Source organism: Streptomyces sp. NPDC001634 (genome assembly GCF_040298185.1).
Lineage (GTDB): Bacteria > Actinomycetota > Actinomycetes > Streptomycetales > Streptomycetaceae > Streptomyces.
The window spans coordinates 73,269-91,255 of the sequence record NZ_JBEOZU010000021.1; the positions used below are offsets into that span (position 1 = coordinate 73,269).

17 protein-coding genes and 1 pseudogene are annotated in these 17,987 nt (G+C 71.4%); 10 read left to right on the forward strand and 8 right to left on the reverse strand.

Annotated elements, in window-relative coordinates:
* Positions 1 to 222: 222 nt before the first annotated feature.
* From ABT186_RS16340 to ABT186_RS16350, 3 genes are all read left to right on the forward strand, one after another.
* The gene (locus ABT186_RS16340; RefSeq protein WP_351227510.1) at positions 223 to 1,311 is read left to right on the forward strand and encodes a PP2C family protein-serine/threonine phosphatase; all 1,089 of its coding nucleotides are present in this window, start codon (positions 223 to 225) and stop codon (positions 1,309 to 1,311) included.
* Between the two features lie 270 nt (positions 1,312 to 1,581).
* Positions 1,582 to 2,922 (forward strand): NsdA family TPR-like regulatory protein, encoded by a 1,341-nt coding sequence (locus ABT186_RS16345; RefSeq protein WP_351227511.1) that lies wholly within the window; start codon positions 1,582 to 1,584, stop codon positions 2,920 to 2,922.
* 152 nt (positions 2,923 to 3,074) lie between these two features.
* Positions 3,075 to 3,620, forward strand: coding sequence for an NUDIX hydrolase (locus tag ABT186_RS16350; protein WP_351227513.1), 546 nt, complete (start codon positions 3,075 to 3,077; stop codon positions 3,618 to 3,620).
* Positions 3,621 to 3,641: 21 nt separating this feature from the next.
* Here the strand turns inward: ABT186_RS16350 and ABT186_RS16355 are convergent, their stop codons facing one another.
* Both ABT186_RS16355 and ABT186_RS16360 read right to left on the reverse strand, forming a co-directional pair.
* Positions 3,642 to 3,899: a hypothetical protein gene (locus ABT186_RS16355; RefSeq protein WP_351227515.1), complete on the reverse strand. Its 258-nt coding sequence runs from the start codon at positions 3,897 to 3,899 to the stop codon at positions 3,642 to 3,644.
* A 241-nt stretch (positions 3,900 to 4,140) separates the two neighbouring features.
* Complete coding sequence (locus tag ABT186_RS16360) at positions 4,141 to 5,016, reverse strand: 3-hydroxybutyryl-CoA dehydrogenase (RefSeq protein WP_351227517.1); 876 nt, start codon at positions 5,014 to 5,016, stop codon at positions 4,141 to 4,143.
* A gap of 171 nt (positions 5,017 to 5,187) precedes the next feature.
* On the opposite strand from ABT186_RS16360, the gene ABT186_RS16365 reads away from it, so the two are divergent.
* The gene (locus ABT186_RS16365) at positions 5,188 to 6,405 is read left to right on the forward strand and encodes a glycoside hydrolase family 10-like protein (RefSeq protein ID WP_351227519.1); all 1,218 of its coding nucleotides are present in this window, start codon (positions 5,188 to 5,190) and stop codon (positions 6,403 to 6,405) included.
* 4 nt (positions 6,406 to 6,409) lie between these two features.
* On the opposite strand, the gene ABT186_RS16370 is transcribed toward ABT186_RS16365, so the two are convergent.
* A complete protein-coding gene (locus ABT186_RS16370) occupies positions 6,410 to 6,613 on the reverse strand; it encodes a DUF1918 domain-containing protein (protein WP_351227521.1) in 204 nt (67 codons plus the stop codon).
* 97 nt (positions 6,614 to 6,710) lie between these two features.
* Positions 6,711 to 7,664 (reverse strand): DMT family transporter, encoded by a 954-nt coding sequence (locus ABT186_RS16375; protein WP_351925527.1) that lies wholly within the window; start codon positions 7,662 to 7,664, stop codon positions 6,711 to 6,713.
* On the opposite strand from ABT186_RS16375, the gene ABT186_RS16380 reads away from it, so the two are divergent.
* From ABT186_RS16380 to ABT186_RS16390, 3 genes and pseudogenes are all read left to right on the forward strand, one after another.
* Positions 7,663 to 9,105, forward strand: coding sequence for an aminotransferase-like domain-containing protein (locus ABT186_RS16380; RefSeq protein WP_351227525.1), 1,443 nt, complete (start codon positions 7,663 to 7,665; stop codon positions 9,103 to 9,105). The genes ABT186_RS16375 and ABT186_RS16380 overlap by 2 nt on opposite strands.
* A gap of 215 nt (positions 9,106 to 9,320) precedes the next feature.
* Positions 9,321 to 9,896, forward strand: coding sequence for a histidine phosphatase family protein (locus ABT186_RS16385; RefSeq protein ID WP_351227527.1), 576 nt, complete (start codon positions 9,321 to 9,323; stop codon positions 9,894 to 9,896).
* Positions 9,892 to 10,749, forward strand: a pseudogene (locus ABT186_RS16390) (alpha-L-arabinofuranosidase C-terminal domain-containing protein); the annotation flags it as partial. The gene ABT186_RS16385 and the pseudogene ABT186_RS16390, both read left to right, overlap by 5 nt.
* Here the strand turns inward: ABT186_RS16390 and ABT186_RS16395 are convergent.
* From ABT186_RS16395 to ABT186_RS16405, 3 genes are all read right to left on the reverse strand, one after another.
* Positions 10,736 to 11,173, reverse strand: coding sequence for a carboxymuconolactone decarboxylase family protein (locus ABT186_RS16395; RefSeq protein WP_351227529.1), 438 nt, complete (start codon positions 11,171 to 11,173; stop codon positions 10,736 to 10,738). The pseudogene ABT186_RS16390 and the gene ABT186_RS16395 sit on opposite strands and share 14 nt — an antisense overlap.
* Positions 11,170 to 11,595 carry a MerR family transcriptional regulator gene (locus ABT186_RS16400; RefSeq protein WP_351925529.1) on the reverse strand — a complete coding sequence of 142 codons (426 nt, stop codon included), beginning with the start codon at positions 11,593 to 11,595 and terminating at the stop codon, positions 11,170 to 11,172. The genes ABT186_RS16395 and ABT186_RS16400 overlap by 4 nt, the downstream gene beginning before the upstream one ends.
* Before the next feature lie 62 nt (positions 11,596 to 11,657).
* On the reverse strand, positions 11,658 to 12,890 hold the full coding sequence (locus tag ABT186_RS16405; RefSeq protein ID WP_351227533.1) for a cysteine desulfurase: 1,233 nt from the start codon (positions 12,888 to 12,890) through the stop codon (positions 11,658 to 11,660).
* Positions 12,891 to 12,979: 89 nt separating this feature from the next.
* Here ABT186_RS16405 and ABT186_RS16410 point away from each other — a divergent pair, with 89 nt between their 5' ends.
* Both ABT186_RS16410 and ABT186_RS16415 read left to right on the forward strand, forming a co-directional pair.
* On the forward strand, positions 12,980 to 13,567 hold the full coding sequence (locus ABT186_RS16410) for an ABATE domain-containing protein (RefSeq protein ID WP_351227535.1): 588 nt from the start codon (positions 12,980 to 12,982) through the stop codon (positions 13,565 to 13,567).
* Between the two features lie 5 nt (positions 13,568 to 13,572).
* Positions 13,573 to 13,932, forward strand: coding sequence for a hypothetical protein (locus ABT186_RS16415; RefSeq protein ID WP_351227536.1), 360 nt, complete (start codon positions 13,573 to 13,575; stop codon positions 13,930 to 13,932).
* A 16-nt stretch (positions 13,933 to 13,948) separates the two neighbouring features.
* Here ABT186_RS16415 and ABT186_RS16420 read toward each other — a convergent pair whose 3' ends face one another.
* Entirely contained in the window at positions 13,949 to 14,626 is a 678-nt protein-coding gene (locus tag ABT186_RS16420) for a hypothetical protein (RefSeq protein WP_351227537.1), read from the reverse strand.
* A 485-nt stretch (positions 14,627 to 15,111) separates the two neighbouring features.
* Here ABT186_RS16420 and ABT186_RS16425 point away from each other — a divergent pair, with 485 nt between their 5' ends.
* Positions 15,112 to 17,739: a YfhO family protein gene (locus tag ABT186_RS16425; RefSeq protein ID WP_351227544.1), complete on the forward strand. Its 2,628-nt coding sequence runs from the start codon at positions 15,112 to 15,114 to the stop codon at positions 17,737 to 17,739.
* Positions 17,740 to 17,987: the final 248 nt, after the last annotated feature.

Here is a 17,987-nt window from a genome sequence, read left to right on the forward strand (position 1 = left end):
ATATGTGACGGCCCCGGGCCCCTGTCGGGGCGCGCCTTCGCGCCCCGACACGCGCACCACCCGTACCCGTACCGGTTACCTCACTCATTTGGGTGACAAGTCCGGGCGATCTGGGTCGGACGAGGCTGTGGTCGACAGAATCGGACCGGACCCGGGGGGTGCGAGGAGGGACTCTGCGGGCCGCTTCTGCGCTCTCAGGGCTCTCATGGGGGGCCATTCGGCATGATCCGTATCAAGCTCGCGCGGCGTTCCCGCAGGGATTCCCGGCGGTTCCGGCGGGCGCTCGCCTTCGGGCTGCCCGCCGTCTGGGGCGCGACCGCGGTCACGTACAAGCTGGCCTGTCCGCTCGCCCAGCAGAACTCACTCGGCGCGCGCATCGCCACCAGCGCGGTGTTCTTCGCGGTCGGCACCGGCCTGCTCCTCCATGTCCGGCACACGCTCCTGCGGGAACTGAAACAGGCACGCAAGGTGGCCGGCGCCGCCCAGAGCGTGGTGCTGCGCCCGCTGCCGCCCCGGATCGACGGGCTGAACATCGCCGCCGCCCAGCTCTCCGCGGACCGCGGGGCCAGCGTCGGCGGTGACCTGTACGAGGTGATCGCCACCGACCACGGCGTCCGCGTCGTCATGGGCGACGTGCGCGGACACGGACTGGCGGCCCTGGCCACCGTGGCCGCCGTCCTCGGCAGCTTCCGCGAGGCCGTGCACGACGAGCCCGAACTCACCCAGGTGCTGCGCAGACTGGACCGGGCGCTGGCCCGGCACCTGCGTGGCCAGGAACCCGACAGCCCGGTCATGGAGGAGTTCGTGACCGTCCTGCTGCTGGAGATCGGCCGCGACGGGGAGCTGAGCGCCCTCAACTGCGGTCACCCCTGGCCGTACCGGCTGGAGCCGGGCCGGGTCGACCCACTGGCCCGCACCGAACCGCTGCCTCCGCTCGGACCGTTCCCGCTCCCCGACGACCTGTCCACCACCGACTGCGGTCGGCTCCCGCCAGGCCAGGCGCTCCTCCTGCACACCGACGGAGCCGAGGACGCACGGGACTTCCGCGGCCGGTTCTTCCCCCTGTCGGCCACACTCACGGAGGCCGTCCGCGCCGGACCCGCCGTCGAACCACAGGCCGTCCTGCGGACGGTCTTCACCGCGCTCCAGCACCACATCGGCGGCACACCGCCCGACGACATCGCCCTGCTGGTCCTCCACAACGACCGCCCAGGGTGCGCCCCGACACGGGCGTGGGGCTGTGACACAAGCGGCTCCGCCGCGCGGGCGCGACAAGCCACAGTGGGCCCGCACCCGACAAACCACCTATAGCCACCCTGCGTTGAAAGCGGAGCGCCGACGCGCCGCCCGCCCCGCCACGGAGTGTCGGGCAGGCAGCTGGGCGGACGGCGCAGAAGCGGGCCACCGCACTGTACGAGGGGGAGCCGGCGGCCCGGCCGGCCTCTTACGAGGGATTCAAGTCAAGCGGCCGGAAACTCTCCGCAACAGCGCACGCACAGCCCGGATTCGCGCACTCCGTTCACACCCCGTGTGAACCCGGACCCACTACTCTGTCGGGACCGAGCCACCGGGGGGCCACCCATGCAGCCCAACACTCTGCTCGACGCGATTCTCGACGAGGCCGGGATCTCCCACGCGGGACTCGCCGCGCATGTCAACCAGGCAGGGCGGGCGCGCGGGCTCGCGCTCAGATACGAACACACCGCCGTGGCCCGGTGGCTGAAGGGCCAGCGCCCGCGCGGCCAGGTGCCCGACCTGATCTGCGAGGTGCTCGCCACCCGGCTGCACCGCCCGGTGACCCTCGACGACATCGGCCTCGGTGTGCCCGGTGAACCGGCCGCCCCGCACGGCTCCACCCTCTCCGGCTTCGTCGAACGGGCCACCGCCCTGTGGCGGTCCGACGAACAGCAGCGCCCCCACATCCTGGGCGCCCCCGCCGTCACCGGGACGCCCGCCGTGATGCCCGTGTGGGAATGGGAGAACCCGCCCGAGGACGTGGACGTCTCGCGCGGCGGCCGGCACCGGGTCACCCCCGCCGACATCGAGATGCTGCGCTCCGCACGCGCCCACTACGAGCAGATGTACCGCAAGGCCGGCGGCATCGCGACCCGCAGCCGTATCGTCGGCTTCCTCAACGCCGAGACGGCGCCCCTGCTGCGCGGCAGCTACACCGACGCCATGGGCCGCCAACTGCACCGTGCCACCGGCGGTCTGGTGGCGATCGCCGGCATCTGCGCCTACGACTCGGACGCCCATGGCCTCGCCCAGCGCTACTTCCACCAGGCGCTGCGCCTTGCGAAGGCCAGCGGGGACCGGGGGCTGGGCGCGTATGTGATAGCCCTGCTGGTCAACCAGTCGCTGTTCATGAAGGAGTACCGGCAGGCCGTCGCGTTCGCCGAGGCCGCGTTGCGCGCCGCGGGCAAGCACATCACCCCGGCGCTCGCCTCCGACCTGTACGCGATGCAGGCGAAGGCGTATGCGCACCTCGGCGACGCAACGAGCGCGCTGTCCTGCATCCGGCGGGCCGAGTCCGCCGCCGAACGCATCCGGCGCGGCTACGAACCGGACGAGACCGGCTATGTGCAGCCCGGTCTCGTCAACGTCCAGGTCGCCGAGGCACTGCTCAGCCTCGGCGACCTCGTGGCGGCGGGGGAGCACGCCACGGCCGCCGTCGACACGCCCGCGCACGACCGCGGCCGGGTGCACCGGCTCGCCATGCTCAGCCAGATCGAACTGCGTCAGGGCAATGCCGACAAGGCGGTGGCCACCGCGGTCGAAATGGCGGAGCGGGCCCGGGGGATGGAGTCCCAGCGGCTGCGCGACAGACTGCGGGCGGTACGTGAACACCTCGTGCGCAGCGGCTGCGCCGGCACGGCCGAGGCAGCCGAACTCATCGACGGGGCGCTGCGCGTACCGCTGTAGACACCGTCCCGGACCACTGCCGGAGAGCCGCCCTTCCCCACCGCCGCGGACCATTGCGCCCGCCGTTGCGCCGGGGGTGCGTCGCTGTGAGCCTGCTGAGTGGACGCTCCTGCTGCGATATTGCCACTTACTCGGCGGAAGGTGGCAGAACCGTGCAGTGGACGAAACAGAACGAACAAACTGTGTATGCAAACCGCTGGTTCAGCGTCAATCTCGCTGATGTCGAGTTGCCGGACGGCCGGCACCTCGACCACTTCCTGATACGGCTGCGGCCGGTGGCCGTGGCCACCGTCGTGAACGAGGCCAACGAAGTGCTGCTGCTGTGGCGGCACCGCTTCATCACCGACAGCTGGGGGTGGGAACTGGCGGCGGGCGTCGTCGAGGACGGCGAGGACATCGCCGATGCGGCGGCCCGCGAACTCGAGGAGGAGACCGGCTGGCGGCCGGGACCCCTGCGCCATCTCATGAGCGTCGAGCCCTCCAACGGACTCACCGACGCACGGCACCATGTCTACTGGGCCGACGAGGGCGAATACATCGGGCACCCCGTGGACGACTTCGAGTCGGACCGTCGGGAATGGGTTCCCCTCAAGCTCGTCCCCGACATGGTCGCCCGTGGAGAGGTCCCGGCCGCCAACATGGCGGCCGCATTGCTCCTGCTGCACCACCTCAGGCTCGGGCAGGACGCGTTGCCCTGATCCCCCACCGCGTCCGACGGGCTAGCGGCCCAGAGCCTGCCAGATCGCCACGACGAGAGCGCCCAGGGCCGTGAGCGCGGCGACCGCGGGCAGCGGCCAGCGGGTGTGCTCCAGCGCGACGACCCGCAGGCTCAGGTCGTCGAGATCCTTGGCGGTCTGTTCGGCGCGGTGACTGAGCAGGGCCAGCCCTCCCTCGACACGGGCGTGTGCCACATCGAGGCGACGGCGTAACTCTGCGACTTCTCCATGGACCACGGGATGCTCGGGGTCGGCGGTCACGTGTCCGCTCCTTTCCGTAGTCGTCACATCCCTTGCATGCGCATGAAGAGTCAACTCGCCTGGTGGACGCGTGGGGAGAGTGTGCGAACGGCATATGCGAGTCCGGCGCGCACACGGTGTGTGAATGGTACGGGCCCGGCACCGGAGAGGGTGCCGGGCCCGTACCGGCTCCGGACTGACGGTCCGTAATCAGGCCTGTGCCGTAACCAGGGGGTATGCCGTCATCAGCCGTATGCCGTGATCAGGGATACGTGTAGAAGCCCGAGCCCGTCTTGCGGCCGAGCCGGCCCGCCTCCACCATGCGCTGCAGCAGCGGGGGAGCGGCGTACAGGGGCTCCTTGTACTCCTCGTACATCGAGTTGGCGATCGAGACGATGGTGTCCAGGCCGATCAGGTCGGACAGCTTCAACGGGCCCATCGGGTGGGCGCAGCCCATCTCCATGCCGTTGTCGATGTCCTCGCGGCCCGCGATGCCCGACTCGAACATGCGGATGGCGGAGAGCAGATAGGGCACGAGCAGGGCGTTGACCACGAAGCCCGAGCGGTCCTGGGCGCGGATCGCGTGCTTGCCGAGGACCTTCTCGGCGAACAGCTGGGCCCGGCTGATGGTGCCCTCGGAGGTGGTCAGCGCCGGGATCAGCTCGACGAGCTTCTGCACCGGGGCCGGGTTGAAGAAGTGGATCCCTATGACGTGGTCGGGCCGCGAGGTGGCGACCGCGAGCTTCACCAGCGGGATCGAGGAGGTGTTGGAGGCGAGGATGGCGTCCGGGCGGGTCACCACCTGGTCGAGCACCTGGAAGATCTCCGTCTTCACCTGCTCGTTCTCGACGACGGCCTCGATCACCAGATCGCGGTCCGCGAACTCGCCGAGGTCGGTGGTGAAGCTGAGGCGCGCCTGCGTCGCGTCCCGCTCCTCCTCGGAGATCTTGCCGCGCTCGGCCGCCTTGGACAGGGAGCCGAACAGGCGGGTCCGGCCGATCTCCAGGGCCTCGCCGGTGGTCTCGGCGACCTTGACATCCAGTCCGGCGCGGGCGCACACCTCGGCGATGCCCGCTCCCATCTGGCCGCACCCCACCACTCCGACGCGTGCAATGTCTCCCGCTGGGATGTCCGTCACATCGTCCCTTTCGCTGGTCTACGGCTGTGGCAGGTCCGTCCGGGTTCGGCCGCCTGCTCCGATCGTGCACGTTACTCCCAAGTATCGATGATCGATCGTCGGGGTGGGAGGCATGCTGTGCGCGGAAACGATCCGTGACCGTGCGGATCCGCAGCGTACGAGGGTGTGCAGATGGGCCGATTGTCACGTCGGACGTTCGCGGTGGCCGCGATGTCGGCGCTTGCCACGGGTGCGGCGCCCACCCCGGGACACCGGCGCGCGGCAACCGAGATGCGGGGCATGTGGCTGGCGACGATCTTCAACCGTGACTGGCCCTCCCACTCCGGACTGTCGCCGTCCGCACAGCGCGCCGAGCTGCGCGCCCACCTCGACACGGCGGTACGGCGCCGGCTGAACGCGGTGTTCTTCCAGGTGCGGCCCTCGGCCGACGCGCTGTGGCCGTCTCCGTACGAGCCGTGGTCCCAGTACCTCACCGGCACCCAGGGCAAGGACCCCGGCTGGGACCCGCTCGGCACGGCCGTCGAGGAGGCGCACGCGCGCGGGCTGGAGCTGCACGCCTGGTTCAACCCCTACCGGGTCGCCACCCATGGGGACCCGTCGCGGCTCGTCGCCTCGCACCCCGCGCGCCGGCACCCCGACTGGGTCGTGTCCTACGGCGGGAAGCTCTACTACAACCCCGGGCTGCCCAAGGTCCGTGCGTTCGTCGAGGACGCGGTCCTCGACGCCGTACGCCACTACCCCCTCGACGGCGTCCACTTCGACGACTACTTCTACCCGTACCCCGTCCCGGGAGAGGACTTCGACGACGACGCGGCATACGACGCCCACGGCGGCGGCTTCCCGAACCGGGCCGCCTGGCGCCGGAACAACATCGACCTCCTGGTGCAGGAGACCGCGACCCGCATCCGGCAGCTCCGGCCCACCGCCCGCTTCGGGATCAGCCCTTTCGCGGTGTGGCGCAACGCCGACACCGACCCCCGCGGCTCGGAGACCCGGGCAGGGGTGCAGACGTACGACGACCTGTACGCGGACACCAGGAAATGGGTGAGGTCCGGCTGGCTGGACTACATCTGCCCGCAGGTCTACTGGAGCATCGGCTTCGCCGCCGCTGACTACGCCAGGATCGTGCCCTGGTGGGTGGGGGTGGCCAAGGGCACCGGCGTACGGCTGTACGTGGGTGAGGCGCTGTACAAGGCCGGTGACCCGGCGCAGTCCGCCGCCTGGCAGGACCCGGCGGAACTGTCCCGGCACCTCACCCTTGCCAAGCGGTACCCGCAGGCACGCGGGCATGTCTTCTTCGCGGCCAAGGACGTCGCGGCCGACCCCATCGGTGCGATGACACGGGTGGTCGCCGACCATTACGGGCAGCCGGCGAAGCCCCCGCGCTGAGTCCTCACCCGATCTTCTGTCCGGTTTCCCTGTGGCGGATCTCGGTGTCGGGGCCGGGTGAGCACACGCCTTCGTGCCCGTCCTGGAAGCGGACGCGGTACGGCGGGTTGCCGTTCGTGCCCATGACTTCGACGATCTCACCGATCTTGTCGTGCTGTCCGACGATCCTGCCGTGCTGCACAAGCTTGTCGCCCACAGTTGCGCGCATCTGTTGGGCCTCCTCGTCACGTACGGGAGTATCGGTCCGTGGCCGCAGTCTACGGCCGGAGGGCGCCGGTCGACCCGGTCCGCGCGCCCCGCCCCGGTCAGCCCCGCGCCCGCTGGGTGACCGCGATGCAGACCAGTACCGCGGCGGCCGTGAGCGGTGCGGCCGGGGTGAGGTGCTCGCCGAGGAGCAGTACCGACCACACCAGTGTGAGCAGCGGCTGCGCCAGCTGCAACTGGCTGGCCTTCGGTATCCCGATGGCGGCCATGCCCCGGTACCAGACGACCAGCCCGAGGAACTGCGAGCCTGCCGCCACCCACAGCAGCCCCGCCACGCCGTGCACCGTGAGACGGACCGGCTCGTACGACAGGGCGAGGAGCGCGCCGGGCGCGGTGAGCGGCAGACACAGCACCAGCGCCCAGCCGATGACCTGCCAGCCGGGCATGATCCGGGCCAGCCGGCCGCCCTCGGTGTAGCCCGCGGCGCAGATGAGCAGCGCGCCGAAGAGGTAGGCGTCCGCGCCGGTCAGCGCACCGCCGCTCTGCTGCACGGTGAACGCGATGACCGCGGCGGCACCGGCGAGGGCGGCGATCCAGAAGGTCCTGGAGGGCCGGGCGCCGACGCGCAGCGCCGAGAAGAGGGCGGTGGTCAGCGGGAGCAGCCCGACGACCACGGCAGCGTGCGCGGTGGTCGAGGTCTGCAGGGCGAGGGTGGTCAGCAGCGGGAAGCCCAGCACGACGCCGGCCGCGACGACGGCGAGCCCCGCCCAGTGCCGCCGCGCGGGCACGGGAACGCGCAGCGCGAGCAGACACCCCCCGGCGATGACCGCGGCCAGGACGCTGCGCACCCCCACGAGCGACCAGGGACCGAACCCCTCCAGCCCCCAGGCGGTGGCGGGGAAGGTGAGCGAGAAGGCGACGACTCCCAGGGCGGCTTGCAGGGTGCCGACTCGGCGCGGGGATGACGCACTCGGCGGTGCGGTGATCAGGGGCGCGGTCCCGGAATCTCCGACCGCTATCGATGTATCGGCAGTAGCGCTATCCTGTGCTCTCATGCAAGAGCGTAGCAGTGTCGGGGAACTGGCGGTTCGCCTGCGGTCGGAGCTGAAGCGCTACTCTCCCGGTGAGAAGCTGCCGTCCAGTCGTCTGCTCGTCGAGCGGTTTCGGGTCAGTCCGGTGACCGTGTCGCGGGCGCTGGCCCAGTTGGCCGCGGAGGGACTCGTGGTCACACGGCCCGGGGCCGGGGCGTTCCGGGCCGAGCCGCGTGCGACGTCCCCGGAGGTGGGGGACACCGCCTGGCAGGAGGTCGCGCTCAGTGCGGACGCCTCCGCCGAGCTCGTGCCGCGGAGCGTCGACGCCTCCGGTGTACTGGTCTCGCTCGCCGCCCCGCCCGCGGGTGTCATCGAGTTCAACGGCGGCTATCTGCACCCCTCGCTGCAGCCCGAGCGCGCTATGGGTGCCGCACTGTCGCGTGCCGGGCGTCGCCCCGGAGCGTGGGCGCGACCGCCCGTCGAGGGCATCGCCGAGCTGCGCGAGTGGTTCGCGCGCGGCATCGGCGGCGCGATCACCGCGGCCGACGTGCTGATCACGGCCGGCGGCCAGTCCGCACTGACCACCGCGCTGCGGGCCCTGGCGCCACCGGGCGCCCCGGTCCTGGTCGAGTCGCCCACCTACCCCGGCATGCTGGCGATCGCCCGCGCGGCCGGCCTCAGGCCGGTGCCGGTGCCGGTCGACGCGGACGGGGTGAAACCCGCCCTGCTCGCCGACGCCTTCCGGGCGAGCGGCGCCCGCGCGCTGGTCTGCCAGCCGCTGTTCCAGAACCCCACCGGTGCCGTCCTCGCGCCCGAGCGCCGACGTGAGGTGCTGCGCATCGCGCGCGAGGCCGGAGCGTTCGTGATCGAGGACGATTTCGTACGACGGCTGGTGCACGAGGACGCCGGACCGCTGCCGCCCCCGCTCGCCGCCGAGGATCCCGACGGTGTCGTCGTGCATGTCTGCTCGCTCACCAAGGCGACCTCGCCCAGTTTCCGGGTCGGCGCCCTGGCCGCCCGTGGTCCGGTCCTGGAGCGGCTGCGGGCCATCCAGGTCGTCGACACGTTCTTCGTGCCGCGCCCGCTGCAGGAGGCCGCGCTCGAACTCGTCGGCTCACCCGCCTGGCCCCGCCATTTGCGCGCCGTCTCCGCCGAGTTGAAGCACCGCCGCGACACGCTGACCGCCGCCCTCCGACTCCGGCTCCCCGAACTCGCCCTGCCGCACGTCCCGTCCGGCGGCTACCACCTGTGGGTGCGCCTGCCCGACGGCACCGACGAGTCCGCGCTCGTGGCGGGCGCCCTGCGCGCGGGCGTGGCCGTCACCCCGGGCCGCCCCTACTTCAGCGCCGAACCGCCCGCCGCCCATCTGCGGTTGAGCTTCGCGGCCGTCGCGGGGACGGGGGAGATCGCGGAGGGGGTGCGCCGACTGCGTACCGCGTGCGACGAGGTGCTCCAGCCCCGCTAGGACCTGGCACATCAGCATCAGCCGCAGAGGCCACCGCACCCCCTCCGGCAATGTCGTTCGCCTGGCTCTGCGACGTGTACGCCGACCGGACGGTGCGCGGCAGCCGCTCTCGTTCGACCGGCCGGACAAGGTCCGTGCGTGAGCCCCCGGACACCCTTGGTAACTCATGAGTAACACCTCTTGACCTGCGCAGTTGCGCGGCTCACGATCACCGCATGCCTCGGGTCACATTCGTCGCCGCCGCTCGCAGCTCCTCGCTGCTCGCCGAGCGCTTCGAGGACGACCGGCCGCTGGACCAGGCCGGCTGGGACGAGGTGCAGCGTGTCGCCGGGGAACTGGTACCGCTGGCGGCGGCCGAGCTGCGCTACTGCTCGCCGACGCCGCGCAGCCGGGCGACCGGTGACGCGCTCGGGTACGCGCCGCTGGTGCAGCCCGCGCTGCGGGACTGCGACATGGGCCGCTGGCGCGGGTTCACGCTGGCCGAGGCGATGGCCCGGGAGCCCTCGGCGGTGGACGCCTGGCTCGCGGACCCCCGCTCCGCGCCGCACGGCGGCGAGTCGCTGGTGTCCTTCATCTCCCGAGTGGGCGGCTGGCTGGACACCCGTCCGGTGGGCGACGGCAGCCGTATCGTCGCAGTGGCGGAGCCGTCGGTGGTGCGGGCGGCGCTGGTGTACGCCCTGAAGGCGCAGCCGTCGGCGTACTGGAACATCGACGTCCGCCCCCTGTCGACGGTCACGCTCGCCGGGCGGGGCGGCCGCTGGAACCTCCGCCTGGAGGCCGCGTCGCGGTGACCGGGTCGTGCCCAGCACGGCCACGACCACCCCCGACGTGAGTGGTCCCATCGCCGGAGCCGTCGGTCTGTCGACCTGGGCGACCAGTGCCGCCTACGACGATGTGAAGGTCACCGCCGCGGACGGGACGACCCTGCTCGGCGACGACTTCTCCGGTGACGCCTCGAAGTGGACCCACACGGGCAGCGGCAGCTGGAGCATCCAGGACGGGCAGTACGTCCAGACGGACACCGCCGCAGAGAACACCATGGTCTCGGCCGGGGCCCCGTCCTGGCACGACTACGACCTGCATGTGAAGGCCACCAAGAAGTCCGGCAAGGAGGGCTTCCTCGTCGCCTTCGGCGTCAAGGACACCGGCAACTACTGCTGGTGGAACCTGGGCGGCCGGAACAACACCACCACCGCTGTCGAACAGGCTGTGGACGGCGGCAAGTCGACGATCGTTTCCAAGCCGGGGACCATCGAGACCGGCCGGACCTACGACGTCGACATCAAGGTGCGCGGCCGTCAGGTGACCCTGTACCTCGACGGCCAGGAGTGGGGCAGCTTCACCGACGACAAGCCGGCCGAGCCGTTCCGCCAGGTCGTCACGCGGGACGCGAAGACCGGTGAGCTGATCGTCAAGGTCGTCAACGCCCAGTCCTCGGCGGCACGTGCGGCGATCGATCTCGGCGGTGCCAAGGTCGCCTCCAAGGCCCGGGTGACCACGCTCGCCGCCGCGCCGGGCGCGGTGAACACCGAGACGGCCACGGCGGTCGCCCCGGTCACGTCCACCTTCACGGGGGTCGCCGGCAAGTTCACGTACACCTTCCCGGCGAACTCCATCACCTTCCTGCGGATCAAGCAGAGGTAGCCGCAGACTCGGCGGGCTGCTGTCCGAGCGGCAGCAGCCCGCGCTCGGCGAACACCTTCTTCGCCACGAGGGAGGCGTTCATCGCCTTGGGTATGCCGCAGTACACGGAGGAGTGCAGCAGCGCCTCGACGATCTGGTCGGGCGACAGGCCCACGTTCAGCGCCGCGTTGACGTGCACCTCCAGCTGGACCTCGCAGCCGCCCAGCGCGGTGAGCATGCCCAGCGTCACCAGCTGACGGTCGCGCGGGGCGAGGCCGGGCCGGTCGTAGATGTCCCCGAAGGCCCAGGCGACGATCTGGTGGCCGAGTTCGGGGTTGATGTCGCCGAGCGCGTCGACGACGCGCTGCCCGGCCTCGCCGTCGACCCGCTTCAGGACCTCCAGGCCGTGGGCGAAACGCTCTTCACGGGTGGTGCTCTCGCTCATGCCGGCTCATCCGTTCCCGGCTGCCGCTCGTCGAGCAGCCGTTCGTAGTAGTCGATCTTGTCGTCCAGTGCGGCCGCGTTCCGGCGCAGCGCACGGATCCGGTCCGCGAGCTCGGCGCGATGCTCCCGGAGCATCGCCAGCCGGTCGGCGACCGTGGCGTCGCCCCGCGCCCGCAGCCGGGCGAAGTGCTGCATGTCGGCGATCGACATGCCCGTCTCGCGCAGCCGCAGCAGGAACTCCAGCCAGGCCAGGTCGGCCGCCTCGTAACGCCGCTGGTTGCCGGTGGTCCGGCCGACCCGCTCGATCAGGCCCGCCTTCTCGTAGTAGCGCAGCGTGTCGTGCGTGAGGCCGGTGCGCTCGGCCACCTGGGCGATGGTCAGCGTCGGCTCCCGGTCCGGCGGGAGGGGCTGTCCGCTGGTCATGAACAAGACCGTAGAACCTGGAGCGCGCTCCAGGTCAAGCGCCGTCGTCGATCATGTACCGATCACTTGCCGAAGTACGCCTGAGCTGCGCGGACGCCCTCCACCAGGGCATCCACCTCGTCCGGCGTGTTGTACACGTAGAAGGTCGCCCGGGTCGTCGCCGGAATCCTGAAGCGCTGCACGATCGGGCGGGCGCAGTGGTGGCCGACGCGGACGGCGACGCCCCGCTCGTCCAGGACCTGGCCGACGTCGTGCGGGTGGATGCCGTCGACCGTGAAGGAGACGGCCGAGCCGCGGTCGATGAGGTCGCGAGGGCCCACCACGCGTACGCCCGGGAGCTCGCCGAGCAGGTCCAGGGCGCGGGCGGTGAGCCGGTCCTCGTGCGCCGCCACCTCGTCCATGCCCAGCGCTTTCAGATAGTCCACCGCAGCAGCGAGGCCCACTGCCTGGGACGTCATCGGCACGCCCGCCTCGAAGCGCTGCGGCGGCGGCAGGAAGGTCGTGCGGTCCATCTCGACCACCTCGATCATCGAGCCGCCGGTGAGGAACGGCGGGAGGCCGGCGAGCAGTTCGCGCCTGCCCCACAGCACGCCGACGCCGTTCGGGCCGAGCATCTTGTGCCCGGAGAAGGCGAGGAAGTCGGCGCCCAGCTCCTGTACGTCCACGGGCCGGTGCGGGACCGACTGGGCGCCGTCGACCACGACGAGCGCGCCGAACGCGTGGGCCCGGTCGGCGAGACGGCGTACGGGGTTGACGGTGCCGAGGACGTTCGACTGGTGGGTGACGGCGACGACCTTGGTGCGCTCGTCGACGAGCTCGTCGATCCGTGTGAGATCGAGGCGGCCCTCGTCGGTGAGGCCGAACCAGTCCAGCGTCGCGCCGGTGCGCTCGGCGAGCTGCTGCCAGGGCACCAGATTGGCGTGGTGCTCCATCTCGGTCACCACGATCCGGTCGCCGGGACCGATCCGGTGTGCGTTGCCCAGGGTGTAGGCGACGAGGTTGATGCCCTCGGTGGTGTTCCTGGTGAAGACGACCTCGTCGTCCGCCGCGCCGATGAAGGCGGCGATCGTGTGCCGGGCGTTCTCGTACGCCTCCGTCGCCTCGCCCGCGAGCTGGTGCGCGCCCCGGTGCACTGCGGCGTTGCGTGTGAGGTAGAAGTCCCGCTCGGCGTCGAGGACCTGGAGAGGTTTCTGGGTGGTGGCGCCGGAGTCCAGGTAGACCAGACGGGCACCGCTGTCCATCGTCCGTTCCAGGATCGGGAAGTCCTTGCGCAGCGCGTCCACGTCGAAGGCCACAGCGTGCCACCTCTCACGGGTCCTGTATCGATTTCCCGTGAGACAAGCTAGGTCTTCTCACGGTGAATCGCAAGCATTAACATGAGAACGTGGATCATGAGGCCCCCGTTTACCTGCACCAGCTCCCCGTCCCCGGCGAGGAGCGCTATGTCTCGCTGGCGCTGGTCAACTCGCGTTTCACCCTCAGTCACGGCCCGGTCGACCTGCTCGACGACGCCGAGGCCGCGCATCTGTGGCTCGTACGGCACGGGCTGCTGCCGGACCGGGTGGCGCTGGGGGGCAGGCAGTTCGGGCGACTGCTGGGCCTGCGTGAGGCGCTGGGGGTGCTGTTCGAGGCGTACGGGGACCGCGAGGCCCCGTCGGCCGAGCACCTCGCCACTGTCAACTCCGCGCTCGCGGCGGCCCCTTCGACACCGCGGCTGACCTGGACGGCCGACGGCCCGCAGCGCACCGACGAGCCCGATGCCGGCAACCCGGCCGCCGCCGCGCTCTCCCTCCTGGCCGAGGACGCCACCGACCTGCTCACCGGCTCCGAGGCCGAGCAGCTCACCCGGTGTGCCGCGCAGGGCTGCGCCCGATGGTTCCTGCGCTCGCACGGGGCGCGGCGCTGGTGCACGACGAAGTGCGGCAACCGGGTACGGGCGGCGCGGGCGTACGCGGCGCGCAAGGCGCAGTGAGGCGCGTGGACCTCTTCCCGCCGGCCCCGGTGCGCGGAGTGCGGGCCACATACGCCCGCCAGTCGAGCTGCCCCTCTTACTACGGCTCGGTCGTCGTGGACTTCGAGCCCTGGGGGGAGGGCTTCGCCTTCGAGACGGCGAAGGACGCCCGGCTCGACCCGGGCGGCTGGTTCTCGCCCGAGGAGGTGGCCGAGTTCCAGTCCGCGCTGATGGCGGGGATGCAGAAGGAACTGGCCGCGCTGCCTGCGGAGACGGTCGTCGCCGTGGCGGTGGTCCTGCACGAGCTGCGGACGCGTGCCGTGGACTCGTGCGCCCGCGCCTTCCATGAGGCGGGCCGGATCGCCGTACGGGCGGCGCTTGCCTGACGGGCTTGCCGTACGGTCACCGGTCCTTGCGGCGGCGGAACCAGCCCCGACCGGTGGCGGGTGCCTCCGCCGCCGGGGCCCCGGGTGTCGCTGCCGGGGCCGTGGGCAACCCGAATGGCGGCAGGACCTTGAACCGTTCGTCCAGCCTGACGGTGGGCGTGATCCGGGTCAGTGCCGCGCGGACGAGTGTCAGCGGGTGATCCGGGAACTGTGCGTCCCACCCCTCGTGGTCGGCGACGTGGTACGGCAGCCCGCCGCGCAGCTCGTTCGCGTACGGGTGCGGCCGGAAGTAGTCGGCCGGGCCCACCTGGCCCATGACCATCGCCTCGCGTATACCGGTCGTCCCACCCTCCTCTGCCTGCACCTTGAGGACCGTGCTGCAGTTGGCCTTCGGGAGAGTCCAGGATCCGAGGAAGGCCTGGCCGAAGCCTTCGGGCCGCGGCACCTTGATCAGCTGCCGGACCGCCGGAACCCCGTCCACGGTGCCGAACACGGCCTCGATCAGACATCCGCCGGCCCTGGCCGCCCCGTGCGCGCGAGCGTGCCGGAACCGGTCGGGCTCGTGGAGCGGGGCGGGCAGGTCCGGTACGAGGGGAAAGAAGTGGATCGACAGGGCCAGCCCCCGCTCGTCCATCCACACCCCCGGCTTCAGCTCGGCGAAACCGGTCAGGTCCATGGCAGTGATCGGAGTCATGAGGATCATCATGGCGGGAGGGGGTGGTCCGCTCGTCACCCGGCCCGCCCACCCCATTTCGACCGGGTCCATTTACGTGGAATTCATTTGCGAGACAGCTCCTTTTCCTCGGGGTAATGCACAACTCCGGCAGGAGGCACGTGCATTCGGAATTCCACCCACCATTTTCCGGTTGGCCGTACAACCATCCGGAAACACCGCCCGTCTAGGTTGGCGCATCGATGACGTGCGGGGAGTGACACCCCCAAACCGGGACGCCGTGCGTCCCACATTCTCAGGAGCTCGCCAAGAATGAATCGCTCGACCCTGCCCAGGGCCGTTTTGACACAAGGGAACGCATGGCGACGGCCGGACAGGAACAGGGTGTGAAACCGACTACGCATCCGGAGCCGAGCACCGGAGCCATCGACGGCGGCAACCCACCATCCGCACCCGGGCCGCGCCGGCCTGCCGATCCTTCGTCCGGCGGGACGCACGACCGCCGTATGCGGCTTCGGCTGCCGACCGGCCCGACGCAAGCCGCTGCCCTGCTCGCGGCGCTCATCTCGGTCACGGCGTTCTGCGCCGCCAGTGCCGTCTCCCGCAGCTACCCCTTCGGGCCCCGCAGCCGGATCATCAACGACCTGGGCAACCAGTACGTGCCCTACCACGCACACCTGTGGGACCTGCTGCACGGAAGGGCCGACGGCGGTCTTCTCATGAACTGGCAGTCCGGGTTCGGCGCCAGCTTCCTCCCCGACCTCGGTACGTACCTCACCAGCCCGTTCGCCCTGCTCGTCGCGTTGTTCCCGCGGGACGAGATCGACCTCGCGGTGTATGTGATCACCGTGCTGAAGACGGCGTCCGCCGGTGCCGCCATGGCCTGGCTGCTGCTCCGTCTGCGCCCCGGCCGCTGGTGGGCGGCCGGCCTGCTGGGGGCCTCCTACGCCCTGTGCGGCTGGAGCGTGGCGGATGCCGCGTACAACCCGATGTGGCTCGACGGCCTCGTCGCGCTGCCGCTGCTGTGCCTGGTCGGCGAATGGGCGCTGAACGGACGGCGCCCGTTCCTCGGTGCGCTGGTGGTGGCCCTCGCCTGGATCGCCAACTTCTACACCGCGTACATGGCCACCATCGGCGCGGTCCTGGTTCTGCTGCTCCGGCTGCTGCTCTCCGGCCTTCCGCGCCGGCAGGCGCTGGCGGCAGCGGGCCGTGCGGGCGTCACCTTCGCACTCGGTGTGGGCCTGGCCGCACCGCTGGTGACGGTGGTGTACCTGGGCTCCAAGCACGCCTCCCCGGGCAGATTCACGGGATTCGCCCCGTCGCCGGGGCAGGACCAGCTGGCCCGTCTGCTGCCGACGACGTACAGCTTCACCACGCCGGCCGTGTACGTGGGCATCACGGCGCTGCTGCTCGCTCTTGCCCTGCCGTTCCACCGGGCGGTACCCCGGCGGGTGCGCACGGGCTGGACGCTGCTGGTGGTCGGGATGGCGCTGTCGATGGAGTGGAAGCCGACCCATCTGGCCTGGCACGCCTTCGTCACACCACAGGGCAGTCCCTACCGCCAGGCCTTCGTCCTGTGCGCGCTGCTGGTGATCTGCGCATGGCACTCGCTCTCGTACGGCCTGCCCGACCGGCGCGCGCTGCTCGCGGCGAGCGCGCTGCTCGCACTGATCGTGGCCGTCGCGAGCCTCAGCGATCTGGTGCACCCGTCCGCCTGGCCGGTTCTCCTGCTCGCCGCGGTGGGCGCACTCGGTGGGCTGGTCCTGTTCGGCAGCACGGACGGCGGGCGTCTCGCCGGCAACAGGCGCCGCACCGTGCTGACAGGGTGCGCCGTCGCGCTGCTCGTCGGCGCACAACTCGTGGAGGCCACCGCCACCACCGCCGCGGCCACCCGGCAGCGACTCACGTTCTTGGACAGCTACGCCCCCTGGGGGGCACGGCAGCAGCGGCAGTCGGAGGCGATCGCGAAGGCCGACGACTGGCCCCGGTACCGTACCGATCCGGGCCGGGAGCAGACCGTCAGCAATGACCCGATGCTGGTCGGCGGCCAGGGCGCCCAGTACTACAGCAGTCACACCTCCGACGTCCTCTTCCGCACGCTCACCGCCCTCGGGGGCGGCTGGACCTCGGGAGGCCGGAGCCTGCAGAGCCTGGACAACGCCGTCACGGACGTGATCTTCTCCGTCGGCGCGCGGGTACACTCCCCGCCCGACCCGCACCAGCGCTGGTTCCGGCAGGCCGACAATCGGGTGACCGTGTCCCGGCAGGAGGTACCGCCCCTGGTCACGGTACGGCCCTCCGTCCCCGCTCCTGCGCGCACGGGCGTGTCCGCGTTCGGGCCCTCGCCGTACCGCAATCAGGAAATCCTGCTGGGTGCCCGCGTCTACACCGTGCCCCGCCTCACGGTACTCACCGGTGCGGGGAAGCCGATGACCCGCAGCGACGACGAGCGGCAGGGCGTGCGCCTCGCCGCCGTTCATGCCGGTGTGCGGAGGCCGATGATCACGGCCGACTGCCCGGCCGGCAGCGAGGTGTACCTGTGGGCACCGAACTTCTCGGGCGCCGCGCGCATCCTCGGCGGCCCGTCCGGCGGCCCGGTCGGGCGGTTCAGGTCCGACCAGGGTGTGTCCAGGATCGCCGCCATGCAGCGCCTCGGCCTGGTTCCGGCCTCCGGCCACCTCCGGATCGTGCTCGCCCCCGACACGGCGAGCCTCATCCCGGACGGCGCGGTCGGCTGCCTGGACACCACCCGGCTGAGCGCGGTCGTCCAACAGCTCAAGGCCACCGGCGCAAAGGAGGTGAGCGTCTCCGACGGCACCATCCGGGCCGAACTCCCGGCCGGCAGTACCGGGACCGCCGTCGTCTCGGCCCCCCGGATCGCCGGCTGGCGCTGCGCCACGGGCGACGCTGCCGCCGTACCCGCGGGGGAGTACCACGGGCTGATCGCCGTGCCCCTCGACGGTTCGTCGACCAGCCTGACCTGTACGTTCCGCCCGCCCGGCCTGCGGCTGGGCACGGCTGTCGGGGGCGCCTCGCTCCTGGCCATGATCCTGCTCGCCACCTTCACCGCCGTCCGCCGACGGCGGGCCGGGGCGCCACGAACCGGTTCCGGTATTTCCGCGGGCATGCCATGAATACGCGCTCGATATCGAGACGGTCCCCGGCTTCGCCGTGGCGGGAGTGCGGGCGTCATTGACGCGGTGATGCACTGAGGCCTTCGCCCGGCGTCTCGTTTGTCCGAGTGCTTCACCGCCGGGTGCGGTGGGGGTGGGGGGGAATTACGCCCCACCGAACGGCCCCGGCCGAGGCGGGGATTTCGTAGGGCGTGGGGGCCACCCGCTGTGTACCGCTGCGGGGGTGAGGGTCGCGGCGCCCCGCGGCC